Source organism: Streptomyces sp. NPDC060064 (assembly GCF_042736455.1).
Lineage (GTDB): Bacteria > Actinomycetota > Actinomycetes > Streptomycetales > Streptomycetaceae > Streptomyces.
Genome location: NZ_JBHWWF010000002.1, coordinates 437,222 through 450,135, shown reverse-complemented (window position 1 = coordinate 450,135; position 12,914 = coordinate 437,222). Strand labels below are relative to the sequence as shown.

The 12,914-nt window shown below is 67.6% G+C and carries 10 protein-coding genes and 1 pseudogene; 8 read left to right on the top strand and 3 right to left on the bottom strand.

Annotation, left to right across the window (positions count from 1 at the left end):
• Positions 1 to 63 precede the first annotated feature (63 nt).
• Positions 64 to 576 carry an ATP-binding protein gene (locus ACFWDI_RS04215; protein WP_385301200.1) on the top strand — a complete coding sequence of 171 codons (513 nt, stop codon included), beginning with the start codon at positions 64 to 66 and terminating at the stop codon, positions 574 to 576.
• A gap of 69 nt (positions 577 to 645) precedes the next feature.
• On the opposite strand, the gene polX is transcribed toward ACFWDI_RS04215, so the two are convergent.
• Positions 646 to 2,379 carry a DNA polymerase/3'-5' exonuclease PolX gene (polX, locus tag ACFWDI_RS04210; protein ID WP_385301199.1) on the bottom strand — a complete coding sequence of 578 codons (1,734 nt, stop codon included), beginning with the start codon at positions 2,377 to 2,379 and terminating at the stop codon, positions 646 to 648.
• Between the two features lie 500 nt (positions 2,380 to 2,879).
• Between polX and ACFWDI_RS04205 the strand changes: the two genes are divergently transcribed.
• Both ACFWDI_RS04205 and ACFWDI_RS04200 read left to right on the top strand, forming a co-directional pair.
• Positions 2,880 to 4,295: an APC family permease gene (locus ACFWDI_RS04205; RefSeq protein WP_385301198.1), complete on the top strand. Its 1,416-nt coding sequence runs from the start codon at positions 2,880 to 2,882 to the stop codon at positions 4,293 to 4,295.
• Between the two features lie 183 nt (positions 4,296 to 4,478).
• Positions 4,479 to 4,646: pseudogene (locus tag ACFWDI_RS04200) on the top strand (AraC family transcriptional regulator); the annotation flags it as partial.
• Between the two features lie 252 nt (positions 4,647 to 4,898).
• Here the strand turns inward: ACFWDI_RS04200 and ACFWDI_RS04195 are convergent.
• Both ACFWDI_RS04195 and ACFWDI_RS04190 read right to left on the bottom strand, forming a co-directional pair.
• Positions 4,899 to 5,486, bottom strand: a complete 588-nt coding sequence (locus ACFWDI_RS04195; protein WP_385301197.1) for a lytic polysaccharide monooxygenase auxiliary activity family 9 protein — start codon at positions 5,484 to 5,486, stop codon at positions 4,899 to 4,901.
• A gap of 229 nt (positions 5,487 to 5,715) precedes the next feature.
• A complete protein-coding gene (locus tag ACFWDI_RS04190; RefSeq protein ID WP_385301196.1) occupies positions 5,716 to 6,153 on the bottom strand; it encodes a hypothetical protein in 438 nt (145 codons plus the stop codon).
• Between the two features lie 474 nt (positions 6,154 to 6,627).
• On the opposite strand from ACFWDI_RS04190, the gene ACFWDI_RS04185 reads away from it, so the two are divergent.
• From ACFWDI_RS04185 to ACFWDI_RS04165, 5 genes are all read left to right on the top strand, one after another.
• The gene (locus tag ACFWDI_RS04185; RefSeq protein WP_385301195.1) at positions 6,628 to 7,644 is read left to right on the top strand and encodes a GlxA family transcriptional regulator; all 1,017 of its coding nucleotides are present in this window, start codon (positions 6,628 to 6,630) and stop codon (positions 7,642 to 7,644) included.
• Positions 7,641 to 9,437, top strand: a complete 1,797-nt coding sequence (locus ACFWDI_RS04180) for a thiamine pyrophosphate-binding protein (RefSeq protein ID WP_385301194.1) — start codon at positions 7,641 to 7,643, stop codon at positions 9,435 to 9,437. Before ACFWDI_RS04185 ends, ACFWDI_RS04180 begins: the two co-directional genes overlap by 4 nt.
• Positions 9,409 to 10,062 carry an SRPBCC family protein gene (locus ACFWDI_RS04175; RefSeq protein ID WP_385301193.1) on the top strand — a complete coding sequence of 218 codons (654 nt, stop codon included), beginning with the start codon at positions 9,409 to 9,411 and terminating at the stop codon, positions 10,060 to 10,062. Before ACFWDI_RS04180 ends, ACFWDI_RS04175 begins: the two co-directional genes overlap by 29 nt.
• A complete protein-coding gene (locus ACFWDI_RS04170) occupies positions 10,059 to 11,078 on the top strand; it encodes a 3-oxoacyl-ACP synthase III family protein (RefSeq protein WP_385301192.1) in 1,020 nt (339 codons plus the stop codon). Before ACFWDI_RS04175 ends, ACFWDI_RS04170 begins: the two co-directional genes overlap by 4 nt.
• Before the next feature lie 262 nt (positions 11,079 to 11,340).
• The gene (locus ACFWDI_RS04165) at positions 11,341 to 12,843 is read left to right on the top strand and encodes a glycosyltransferase family 39 protein (RefSeq protein ID WP_385301191.1); all 1,503 of its coding nucleotides are present in this window, start codon (positions 11,341 to 11,343) and stop codon (positions 12,841 to 12,843) included.
• Positions 12,844 to 12,914: the final 71 nt, after the last annotated feature.

The following is a 12,914-nucleotide window of genomic DNA, read 5'->3' as shown; positions in this document are numbered from 1 at the left end:
TCAGCCTCTTCGACGATGAGGGTCGAGCAAGAGGTGCCTCGTCGGTGTGACGGACACGAGACAATGCCGCTGCCCCAAGGTCTGTGTGCGGACTCAAGAGACCTCGGCCACGACGAATGCTCCGGCCCCGGCCTGTTCGCCGCCTGCGGCCTGGACGGCCAGCTCCAGAACGCGCGTCAGTCACGGCAGTTCGTCACCATGACCCTGAACAGGTGGGCGTTGCAACCGCTTGTTCCCGATACGGAGCTGGTCGTCAGCGAACTCGTCACCAACGCCGTCCAGCACGCCTTGACACACACTGCGGCGGACGCCGAGGACTACCCCCTCTGGTTGGGCCTGTTCCGGCATCCCGGACATCTCGTCTGCGCCGTGGCCGATCCGAGCCCGGAACCGCCGCGCCCGCGCGACCCCGACACCTTGGCGCTCGGGGGCAGAGGGCTTGCACTGATCGACGCGCTGAGCGACACGTGGTCCTGGTCCCCGACGCTGCCGTACGGAAAGACCATCTGGGCGACGCTGCCCCTCCCCAGCCCCTTCCGTCCAAAGCCCCGCCCCCTGCACCGGCGCCCCGCGTAGCCGCGCAGCCGGCGCCGCATTCATGGCCGACACCAGCGGCAGGGCGGCGGCGCTCGTGACTCCTGACTCCTACGCCCGAGCGCCAACCTTGCGCAGGAAACGTCGCAGCTTGGTAAGCGGCCATGTGTTGATGACGTCGTCCTTCGTCAGCCATCCGCGCTGCGCCGTGCCCACTCCGTAGCGCATGTACGGCAGATGCGTGGTGGAGTGCGCATCCGAGTTCACCGCGAACTTCACGCCGTACCGCTTCGCGCGCAGAACGTCCTCGTCGCAGAGGTCGAGACGCTCCGGATGCGCGTTGATCTCCAGGGCGGTGCCCGTTCTCGCACAGGCTTCGAAGACCGCGTCGAAGTCGGCGTCTATGCCGGGGCGCTTACCTATCCGGCGAGTGGTGGGGTGGCCGATGACGGCAACGTTCGGGTTCTCGCAGGCGCGTACGAGCCGACGGGTGAGCGCCTGTCGGCTCTGGTTGAAGTGTGAATGGACAGACGCCACGCACAGGTCGAAGCCCTCCAGGAAGTCGTCCGGCCAGTCGACCTCCCCTTCCGGGCCGATGTTGAGTTCCGTCCCGTGCAGAAGCCGCATCCCGTGGTGCTTCCGGTCGAGTTCGCGTACGCGCTCGCGCTGCGCGAGAATTTTCTCGTCGGTCATGCGCTGCATATAGAGGTTCGGAGCGTGGTCGGTGATCGCGTAGTACGCGTAGCCACGGTCGCCAGCGGCGGCGACCATGTCCTCCAGTGGGGCGAGGCCGTCGGTGAGGTCGGTGTGGGTGTGCAGGTCACCCCTGATGTCGTTCTCGGCCAGGAGGTCGGGGAGTTCGCCGCGCAGTCCTGCCGCGATCTCCCCCCGGTCCTCACGCAGGGGCGGCGGTATCCAGGGCAGGCCGAGCTTGGCGTAGATGTCCTCCTCGGTGTCCGCGGTGATCCTCTTGCCGCTCTCGGCGTGGAAGAGCCCGTACTCGGAGAGCTTGAGCTTGTGGCGTACCGCGATCTCGCGGGTGCGGATGTTGTGCGCCTTGGATCCGGTGAAGTACTGCAGCCCCGCTCCCCAGGATGCGGGCGGAAGGACCCGCAGATCCACCTGGAGGCCGTTGGTGGTACGGATGGACGTCTTCTTATCCCCGTGCGCGATGACCTCGGCCGTGTCCGGGAGGTTGCTCAGGACCTTCATGAACGGGGCCGACCGCTCCGCCGCCACCAGGATGTCGATGTCCCCGATCGTCTCCCTCATACGGCGCAGCGATCCCGCGTAGGTGCACCGTTCACATCCGGGGATCCCGGACAGTTCGGAGACGATGTGCTCCGCGATGTCCATCGCGGCACTGATGAGGATCCGGCCACCGCCGGCCTCCTGCATCAGAGAGATGCCGTGGAGGATGTTCTCCTCGGTCTTCTCACCGAAGCCCTTCAGGTCGCGCAGCGTCTCCTCGCGGATGGCGTCCAGCAGCTGGTCCACGGAGGTGATGCCCAGCTCCTCGTACAGGACCATGGCCTTCTTGGGCCCGAGCGTGGGGATGGTGATCAGTTCGCGGACGCCGGCGGGGATCGATGCCCTGGTCTCCTCGATGGTGGCGACGTGACCGGACTGCAGATACTCGGCGATCTTGTCGGCGATCGATCTGCCCACGTTGGGGATGTCCCGCAGACCCTTGGCGTCGAGCTTCGAGACGTCCGCGTGGTAGCCCCCGACGGCACGGGCGGCCTTTTCGTAGGCACGCGCCTTGAAGGCATCCCCACCGCTGATCGCGATCAGGTCGGCGTACTCCTCCAGGAGTGATTCGACCTCCTCGTTGGCTCGGACCATACCTTCATGGTGCTCCGATACCGCTGGACAGGCAGCTTCCGATGCTGTGCGCCGAGAGGCCCGGCCCTGGCCGGACCGCCGAGGCATCGTCACAGTGCCGACCGTCGCGGTGAGTGCCGTGCAACGCGGCGACCGGCAGGCTGCGGGCGCGGTCCGAACAGTGGACAGATCACGCCGAGTTTATGGACTGCTGCTTCGGATATCGCAACAGCCACATAAAACGGGTGACGCAAGCCAGAGATCCAGAATGGCTTCGATTACATGGTCATGACCGATCTGAGTCTGCCCAATCGAATCCCATGGCGTGTACTGCCATGGAAGTGGCGAAAATCTGATTGAGATGCAGCTACGGATTCCGTAGGCAAATGGGCGTTGACGTTGCGGTTTCCGCAAGGTTCCATGGCGCCTCGGGAGCAGGTTCTACCCATTACACAGCCGCCCGGAGGCGATAGCGCTCCCGCTCGACACCCGTCGCACGAATCGATCGGAACCACCACTCCATGACCGAGACGCTTCGCACCCCCGTCCCCGACGCAGTCCTTGAAGTGCCCGAGGCGGCGGATGGCAGCAGTCCTCAGAAGCTCAAGCGCTCCATCGGTGTGGTGGGCGGCACTCTGCTCACGCTGTCCTGCGTGACGCCCGCCTCCACGCTCTTCGTCGTTGTCCCCGACCTGTTTTCCAGCCTCGGTACCGCGACTGCGCTCACCATCGCGATCGGTTCGCTGCTCTGTATCGCCGTCGCCTTCTGCTACTCCGAACTCGGCACCCTCATCCCGAGTGCCGGCGGAGAGTACGCCATGGTGTCGACCCTGGCCGGCCGGCTCGCAGGCTGGCTCGTCTTCGTGCTGTCCCTCCTCGTCGTGGTGATCGTGCCGCCGGTGATCGCCATGGGCACGGCGGACTACCTCGCCCCGATCGTCCACCTCAACCCCTCCTACGCCGGCGCCGGCGTGATGCTGCTCGCCACCCTGGCCGGCCTGCTCGACCTGCGGGCCAACGCCTGGATCACCGGCGTCTTCCTGGTGCTCGAAGTGATCGCCGCAGCCGTCGTCGCCGTCCTCGGCTTCGCGCACTCCGAGCGCGGCGCGGGCAGCCTCGTCGACCTGACGGTGGCCGGCTCCGACGGGAAGACCGACCCGGTCACAGCGATGCTGATCGTCTCCGGGCTGGCCATCGCCCTCTTCGTCACGCAGGGCTTCTCCACCGCCGTCTACCTCTCCGAGGAACTGGACAACCCGCGCCGCAACGTGGCTCGCACCGTCCTCACCACCCTCGCCATCTCCGCCGTGATCATCCTGGTGCCGGTCATCGCCATCACCATGGGCGCCCCTGACCTCGCGGCCCTCACGAGCGGCGACATCAGCGGCATGGTCACCGCGTGGAGCAACTCTGCCGTCGGCACCTTCGTCAGCCTCTGCGTAGCCCTCGCGATCATCAACGCGGGCATCGTCATGGTCATCCAGAACTCCCGCGTCCTGTTCGCCTCGGCCCGCGACAAGGCCTGGCCCCAGCCCGTGAACAACGCGCTCTCAAAGCTCGGCCGCTTCGGCTCCCCCTGGGTCGCCACGCTCGTCGTGGGCGTTCCCGGAGCGCTCTTGTGCTTCGTGAACCTGGACACCCTCTACGGCGTCACCGGCGTCTCCGTCACCGGCATGTACCTCCTGGTCGCCGTAGCCGCACTGCTCGCCCGCCGTGGATCGCACGCCGCCCAGCCCGCCTGGCGGATGCCTCTGTGGCCCGCCATGCCGGTCCTGCTGATCGCCGTGCTCGCGTACATCCTCAGCCAGCAGGAAATGACCTACCTGCTGTGGACCGGAGGGATCACGGCCGTCGCCACCTTGTACTGGGTCTTCTACCTGCGGCCGCGCCGTGACACGAGGTGGCTGGTCTCCATCCCTGAGGACGCACAGGCCTGACACCGTCAACCGGCGAGGTCCCAGCCGGGCATCACGATGTGACGCACCGACTGGCCACCATGGCCGACAGGCTTCCGTGAGCCGCGGAGGCGTGTCGGCCATGGGCACGACGACCTGGTCAGGCGGAGCGGACAGGTCACCGGATCTGTCACGGACGGCGGAGAACCGTGGTGTGATGGCGCCGTGAGCCGCGCTGCAGAAGAGTCCAACCGCCGCATGCTTCGGGCACAGGATGCGATGGACCGCGGCTACGCGCAGCCGCTGGACATCCCGGCCCTGGCCCGGATCGCCCATGTGTCTCAGGCGCACTTCACGCGCACCTTCCGGGCCACGTTCGGCGAGACGCCGCACCTAAGCACGGCCACCGCCCAGCGAAGGTCCCGCGTAGAAGCGTGGACATTCCCGGTGAACCTCCGTACGCCGACGTCGTCGGTCCGGTCGCCACCAGCGGGTCCCCAGGTTAGGAAACCGCTGGTGGCGACGATTCTGGGCGTAGCCAGGAAGACCTCGGAATCAGCCGGGACTCGGCCCACACGTGCGCGACCTCTGGGTACGGTCTTGGTGCGCCGCGCGGGCAGAGTGGGCGGACGCCGTTGGAGCGGGTCAGCTGAAGTCGGTGTCGATCACCTGATAGAAGGCATTGCCGGTGTCGGCGACCTCCCATACGGCGAGGATGACGTGGTAGCCGCTGCGCTGCGGCAGGGGGAGGTTGTGCGTCGTGGGGTCGGGCGGCATGAGTTCATCGCCGCAGGACCAGAACGGCTGGCAGGCGTTCTGCACCTGATGGAAGGGCGCCAGGTCGAACTGCGCGCGGGTCAACGGCTGGTTGGGGTCCCAGCCGTTGCGAGTGATGAAGTAGTTCCAGCGGCGCGTCGGGTGCCGGGCGTGGTACGTCCAGGCGACCTCCAGTTGCTGGCCGGCCTTAACGGGTGTCTTCTGCCAGTCGGTGCGGGCTTCGTCGAGCTCGGCGGCGAAGTCCTGGCCGGCGCTTGCGATCTTCCCGTCTGGAGGCGGCGTCGCGCTCCTCGTGTCGTCGGCGGCGTACGGGTCGCGCAAGCCGGACTGAGTGGCGGGGAAGAACTTGCCCGCCTCCAGGCCATGGGCGCGCCAGTCGCCGAAGTAGATGTCCGCGCGTGAGCGCGGCTGGATGACCGCGCCGTGGCGCTGTTGTGCTGCGCGAGTGCTTGTCACAGAGAACCTTCCCGAGTTTGGCATATGCGTGCACAGAAGGACATAGCCCATATGTGAACGTATGAACCATTTGTCCCCCTATCGAGTGGCCAGAGCTCCACCATCAAGCCTGGCCGTACTGGGTCGTGGCGATTCCCGGTGAATCACCGCAGCCGGGCTGTCGTCGCAGGGCCGCACTTTCGGGGCGGTGCCCGGGTCGGCCGCCGACCCGGGCACCCAGTTCGCGCCTCTACTCCGTGAACTGGAAGGTCCACGCCTGGCGTCGGTCGTTGACGTCGAGTGGCCTCAGGGCGGTTCGGGGAGGGAAGATCTTCAGCAGGCCGAGGTCCAGGGCCAGCTCCTGGCCGTCGACGGGGCCTCCAGGGACGACGACGTGGAAGGTGTGCGGCTGCGCGCTCTGGTAGAGCGTCCACTCGCGGGGCTCGGGGTACCCGACGACCGGCTTGTTCATCTCCGGGTCGCCGTCGAAGGACAGATACGTTTGGGTCCTGAGATTGCGGATCGTGCAGTTGCCGTTACTGAGCTCCTCCAGTTGCCACTCCTGCTCGCCGGGGTTGCCGGTGGGCGGCAGCAGGACAACGGGTGTCTTGGGCTCCTCTCCGTCCAGCGTGAGCAGTTGCTCGCCAGGACGGGCGATCATGTAGAGGCCGTTCGGTACAGGCGCCAAGGCCGACTCCACTTCTGACGTGCGGCGCCCGCGCGGGATGCCGCCGATCTTTTGGGCCTCCGAATCCCTTCCCCGCCAATGCGCGACAAAGGTCGGAAAAACTCTGCGTCACCCTTCAGGAGTACAGCGGATTCGTCCCGGCGTTCGACCAACTCATCGAAGGTGTCCTCCGGTGCCTTCAGCGGCGTGTCCGGTGGCAGTTGCTCTGCCGATCCCATTGCCGGTGACAAATACCGACTCGGGGACCTAGGCGGCGGATCGCGAACGGATCAGCAACACCCCCTGGCCTCCGCCCCTTCACCGCCCCTGCGCGGGCGGCGGGACTTGCTGTGACCTACCTCACCCACGCCTGCCAGTCATGTGCGCGAACTGCCTGGTCAGCGCCTCGCTCCAGCAGTCGCTGACTACCTGTTGGCCGGATTCGTCAACAAGCTGTCATTGCGGCCAGTTCGACGCCGGATACAGGCTGTGACCGTGTTAGAGCGACGTGTTGTGGTGGTTGTTTACTCCGGTGCGCAGGCCCTGGACATCACCGGACCCATTGAAGTGTTCGATACCGTCAACCGGCTGCTCCCCAAGTCGGGTGCCCCCTACCGGATCGAGTTCGTCTCCACCGATGCGCCACTGGTGCGGACCAGCTCAGGGTTGGTGATCGAAGCCGCCCCTCTGGAGGCGGGTCGGGGCCCGATCGACACCCTCCTCGTCCCGGGCGGATGGAGCCTGAACGACGCGCTCGGGAACCGTGAGCTGGTCTCGTGGATCGGCCAGGCCGCCGCCCGGTCGCGGAGAGTCGCGTCCGTATGCGGCGGATCATTTCTGCTCGCCGAGGCGGGCCTGCTCGACGGGCGGCGCGCCACCACGCACTGGGCGTACTGCGAGCAGATGGCCTACCGCTACCCGAACGTGACGGTGGACCCCGAGCCGATCTTCATCTGGGACGGCCGGTTCGTCACCTCGGCGGGAGTGTCGACCGGCATCGACATGGCCCTCGCTCTGGTGGAGGCCGACCACGGCGCGGCGTTCGCGCTGCAGATAGCACGGTTTCTGGTGCTGTTCCTCAAGCGGCACGGAGGACAGTCGCAGTTCAGTGCCGTCCTCGACGCCCAGTTGGCCGATCACGCGCCGATCCGGGCCGCACAGGAGTGGATCCTGGACAACCTGGAGGACCCGCTGCCCGTGGCCGAGATCGCCCAGCGGGCCAATATGAGCCTGCGCAATTTCGCCCGGGTGTTCCGGCGCGAGGTGGGCACGCCCCCCGGCCAATACGTCGAGCGGACGCGTATCGCCCGCGCCCGCGAGCTGCTGGAGACCACCGATCTGACGGTCGGCCAGGTAGCGCGCCGCTGCGGATTCGCGGCCCCCGAGACGTTCTTCCGCTCCTTCGGACGAGCCCTGGGACTCACCCCGAACGAGTACCGACACCGCTTTCAGATCATCTCGCCGTCCGGCCTCATGGTCCAGCCCGACCAAGCTGACAGGAGCTCCGTATGACAGCCACGCCACGCGAGATTCGCGAGGGATGCGGGGTACGCCTTGTCGACTACCTGGTCGCAGAGTTGACCAGGGCCGGCGTCACCCACCTCTTCGGCGTCGGCGGTGCGAACATCGAGGACCTGTACGACGCCGTCCACCGCAGCAGCACCATCCGCGGCGTTGTCGCCAAGCACGAGTTCTCCGCCGCCACCATGGCCGACGGATACGCCCGCGCCACGAGGCACCTCGGCGTTGTCGCAGCCACCTCGGGCGGCGGCGCGATGAATCTTGTGCCGGGTCTGGCGGAGGCGTACGCCTCACGGGTGCCGGTGCTGGCTCTCGTGGGACAGCCGCCCACCGGCCAGGAGGGCCGGGGGGCGTTCCAGGACTCCAGCGGCAAGGCAGGCTCATTCGACGCCATGGAAGTGTTCACACCCGTCTCCCGGTTGTGCGCCCGGGTCGATGACGCGGACGCGTTCGCGGAGTTGCTGCCCCGGGCGGTCGCGGCGGCACAGACCGATCCGAAGGGGCCGGCGGTGCTGTTGCTGCCCAAGGACGTGCAGCAGGCACAGATCGAGGTGCCCGTTCGCGGTGTGACGCCGCCGCCGCTCGTGCCGACGCCGCTCGTGCCGGCAGCGACCGCGGCGGCCGCATCCACTGGGGGGCTCGAAGCCGAGGCCCGGGATGCTGTGTCGGCCGCGCTTCGCGGCGCGAGCCGTGTCCTCGTCATCGCCGGTGAAGGGGTGGCCGCCGCGGATGCGCGCGCGGAGCTGGCGGAGCTGGCCCGGCGGCTCGGGGCCTGGGTGGCGGTCACTCCGGACGCCAAGGATGTGTTCGACAACCGGGACCCCCGGTTCGCAGGTGTAGCCGGGGTGATGGGGCATGCAAATGTCGAAGACTGTCTGCGGCGGGCCGACTTCTGCGTGCTGGTTGGCACCCGGCTGCCGGTACTGGCACGCGGCGGACTGGACCAGGCCCTGGCCGCCACCCCGGTCGTCTGCATCGATCCCGAACCGCCGTTCGTGGCGGGCATCGCGCTGGGCGGGAACCTGCGGGACACGCTGCGTGCAGTGGCGCGGCAGCTCCCGTCACGCCCGCTTCCCTGCCCGGAGCACGCCGGTCCCCTACCGACGCCCCCACCGGCGCCGGTTGCGCAGGCCGGTGATGGAACCGTCTCCTACGCCGAGGCGGTCGCCGCGGTCGATGCGGCACTCCCCCAGGACGCGCACGTCTTCGTGGACGCCGGCAACGCAGGGGCCAGCGCGGTCCATCTGCTTCCGGCACCGCGCCACGGCCGCTTCGTGGTGGCGGTCGGCATGGGCGGCATGGGCTACACCTTCGGTGCCGGCATCGGCGCCGCGCTGGCCACGGGCCAACGCACCTACGTGCTCGCCGGCGACGGAGCGTTCTTCATGCACGGGATGGAAGTGCACACCGCCATTGAGTACGCCGCACCCGTGACCTTCGTGATCTTCAACAACAACGCCCATGGCATGTGCGCCATCCGCGAAGAGCTCTTCCAGGGCGGCGTCCGCAGCAACGACCTGTTCGCCCGGACAGACATCGCCGCCGGGGTGGCCGCCGCCTTCCCGGCCCTTGGAGCCACATGGGCCGGCGACGCCGCGCAACTGTGCCAGGCGCTGCTGCGCAGCAACGCGCGCAGCGGCCCGGCGTTCATCTCGCTGGACTGCGACGCCCGGGAGATCCCGCCCTTCCTTCCCTTCCTGTCCTTCACCGAAAGCACTCAACGCACTGAAAGCACCGAGAGCGAGGAGAGTTCCGATGAGCGCGGACCCGTCCACGTTGGCTGACATCCCCGGCCTGATGCGGATCGAGAACACCGGCAAGGAGGAGCTGACCGCCCACTGCATGGACCTCACCCGCGCGGTCTATCCGCACCACCAGGTCTACGGGCAGTACTGCACCATCCACGAGCACGTCGACTGTCCGCCGGAGCAGGCCTACGACTACCTGCGCCAGGGCCACCACCTGGAGGAATGGACCTGCAGCCTGCGGGACTTCGCGCCCGCCGGCACCCCAGGACTGTGGGTCGGCCACGACCGGCTGGAGGACGACACCAGGATCTACTGCAAGGTGGTGGCCAACCCCGAGGCGATGACGGTGGACTACCACTGCTCCTGGGACCAGGGCGAGAAGCTGTGGATGATTTACCTGATGCGCGTCGTCCCGGCCCCGCTCGTGCTCAACAAGCCGGGGTCGGTGATCACCTGGACCAACTGCCGGCACCCGTACTACGACGACAACCCCCACCCCGAGACGGCGCCCCGCCCGGAGCGACCGTGGGTGGGCGACTACTGGGATCTGTTCTACGCGGGCCACACCGTGGAGATGAGAAACCTCAAGGCCATCCTGGAGCACCGCCACCGCGGCGGCCTGCCCGTCAATGTGGCACCTGCGACGGCGGTGATGCGGTGAACACGGTCAGCCTCACCGATGTCGCAAGCTACCTTCCCGGCGAGCCGGTCCCCGCGGAGTTCTACACCGAGTACCCCGGAGCCGAGGACAAGCTCCGCGACCACCCCATGTTCAAGGTCCCGCCGTTACGTCACCACGTGGCCGCGGACGAGACCAACGCGGACATGATCGAGCGCGCGGTTCAGCCCCTGATCGAACGGCACGGCAGGGATGAGATCCGCGACGTGGATGTGCTGTTGGTGCACAGCCAGGTGCCGGATCTCCCGTTCGTGGGCGCGGGCACCGAAGTGGCACGCCGGCTGGGACTGCACCCGGAATGGCTGATCGACGTGGCCAACGCGGGCTGCGCGTCATTCGTGTACATGCTCAAGCTGGCCCGTCGGCTGCTCACCACCACCGATGCGAGGACCGCCCTGATCTGCAATGCGCAAAGCGCCGCAGGCCAGTGGTTCACCCAGTCCGAGGTGCGCAGGCTCGCCCAGGCCGCGATCCCGGGTGACGGTTGCGGCGTGGGGTACGTGACGACCTCGGCCGACGCCCCGGTGCTGGACGTGGAGACCCGGCACATCGGTGCCTACGCCGGCGACATGACCGTGATGCTCGACGACGGCCGCAAGTACTGGGAGCCCGGGGAGTCCCAGCTGCGGATCGGATTCACCGAGGCCGGCGTCGCCAAAGTCCTGGCACGCGGGAACCGCCTCGTGCCGGAGGTGGTCACGGACCTGTGCGGGCGTCTCGGGGTGGCCACCACCGAGATCGACGTGTTCATCACCAACCAGCCCAACCGAACGTTCCTGCGGAACTGGCGCGAAGCTCTGCAACTGCCGGCCGAACGGCACCTGCACACGTTCGATCAATGCGGGAATCTATTCGGAGCGGCGATCCCGATCACCTTGGACCGTGCCATCCGCTCGCAGCGCCTCGAGGACGGCGACCTGGTGGTGCTGGGGGGATTCGCCCACGCCGGCGACTTCGCCGGTGCCGTCGCCATCCGCTGGCGCGGAGGGCGGGGATGAAGACTGGCGTACGGCGCCTCATCGTGCCGGAGCCGCGATGGCGGTCCGACGGCGCTCGACTTCAAAGCGTCGTCGGTAGAGCAAAGGCCGGGAACAGCCCGGCGACGCCATCGTCATACGGATGTCCTGCGCTGTGATCGCAACGGCCGCCGTGCGATGTCCCGCCGCGCGGTCGTGTGCCTGCGCACTCGATCGGGCGAAATGCGGCTCCATGACCCTGTGGCTGGCCCGGGAGGCTGCGCGGCAGCGATATGGCTGTCCCATGGCGATTCTTACCCGTTCCACTGAAGGTCCAGAGGTTCAGCCGAACGAAGCGCAGCAACCACCCACCAGGTGGCCGGCCGGCCCGTGGCTGTGGCTGTGGCCGACGCTGGCCACCCTGGCAGTGACCGGGTTCCGCATCGACGCCCCGCAGTTGGTAACTGATGAGCTGGTCACCTGGGACGTGGCCAAGCGCAGCTTCGGGCAAATCCTGGCCACCCTGCACAACGTGGACGCGGTGCACGGCACGTACTACGTTCTGATGCACGGGTGGATGACGGTCTTCGGAGATTCGTCCCTGGCCCTTCGCCTGCCCTCTGCGCTCGCCATGGCCGGAACAGCAGCTCTTGTGGCACTGATCGGGCAGAGGCTGTTCGGCCGACGTGCCGGGATGTGCGGCGGACTGTTGTTCGCCCTGATCCCTGCCGTGAGCCGGTTCGCCCAGGAGGCCCGCAGTTATGCCCTGGTGGTCCTGGCAGTCGGCCTGGCAACACTCCTGCTGCTCCGGGCCTTGGACGTGCCTCGAAGCTGGAGACGCTGGGCAGGGTATTCCCTCTGTGTGGCGGTCGTCGGACTGCTGCATCTGGTGGCGCTGACCGTCCTGCTGCCGCACTTGGTCGCAACGGTCCTGCGAGCTCGGCACGAGCGCTGGGCACTGTGGGGCTTTTGCCTCGCGGTCCTGGCTGGTACGGCCTGCGTGATCCCGGTGGTGCTGTCGGGCAGGTCGCAGGTGTCCCGGCAGCTCTGGTACGTCCCTCGGCCGGACGCGTGGGGTCTGGTCGATATCTGGCCGAAGGTGTTCGCCTCGGGCCTGTGTGCCGGAGCGGTGATCGCGCTGGCGGTGGTGGCACCCAAGAAGCGCCGCGACGCCCTCCTGCTGTGCGCCGCCCTGGCCGTGCTGCCCCCACTGGTGGTGTGGGTGGCCTCCCTCGGAGACATCTCCTACTTCCGTTTCCAGTACCTCTTGTTCACCCTGCCGGCCTGGGCGGTGCTGGCGGGGGCCGGGCTCGCCGCGGCGACGACGTCCCGGGTGGCGGTCACGGCAGCCCTGACCGCAATCGCTCTGCTCGTACTCTCTGACCAGCACAAATTGAGAGAGGAGTACGCACACCACGACGACGTACCAACAGACTACGTGGGAGCCGCGGAAGTCATCATGAAGTACCACCGCCCTGGGGACGCGGTGGTCTACAACAGGGAGGGCCCGGCCTGGATGCTCGACCAGGGGGTTCGTTACTACCTTCCGCGCGGCGTGAAGATGCGGGAAGTCTTCCTGGCCACCCCGGCTGCCGACAACGACGAGCTGTTTCCGGTCTACTGCCTGGAGCCGGCCAGGTGCCTGAAGGACGAGAGCCGGATCTGGCTGGTGGTTCCGGGCAACAAGCCGGATCCGCTGGATGCGGTCCCGGCAAGTCAGGCATGGGTACTGCGCACTCTGTACAAGAACTACGGGACGGAACGCCTCTCGGGTCTGACCGTGGCTCTGCTCCAACGCAAGGTATAGCGCCCGTCGTCCGGGGTGGCGTCGTGACCGTGAGGCGGTCGTCTTGTAGGTGAGGTCCACCAACTCCCCTG

What these genes read in the sequence shown, in the direction of transcription:
- ACFWDI_RS04215 (WP_385301200.1), top strand. Translation starts at nt 64, where the DNA reads ATGCCGCTGCCCCAAGGTCTGTGTGCGGACTCAAGAGACCTCGGCCAC.
- polX (WP_385301199.1), bottom strand. Translation starts at nt 2,379, where the DNA reads ATGGTCCGAGCCAACGAGGAGGTCGAATCACTCCTGGAGGAGTACGCC.
- ACFWDI_RS04205 (WP_385301198.1), top strand. Translation starts at nt 2,880, where the DNA reads ATGACCGAGACGCTTCGCACCCCCGTCCCCGACGCAGTCCTTGAAGTG.
- ACFWDI_RS04180 (WP_385301194.1), top strand. Translation starts at nt 7,641, where the DNA reads ATGACAGCCACGCCACGCGAGATTCGCGAGGGATGCGGGGTACGCCTT.
- ACFWDI_RS04175 (WP_385301193.1), top strand. Translation starts at nt 9,409, where the DNA reads ATGAGCGCGGACCCGTCCACGTTGGCTGACATCCCCGGCCTGATGCGG.
- ACFWDI_RS04165 (WP_385301191.1), top strand. Translation starts at nt 11,341, where the DNA reads ATGGCGATTCTTACCCGTTCCACTGAAGGTCCAGAGGTTCAGCCGAAC.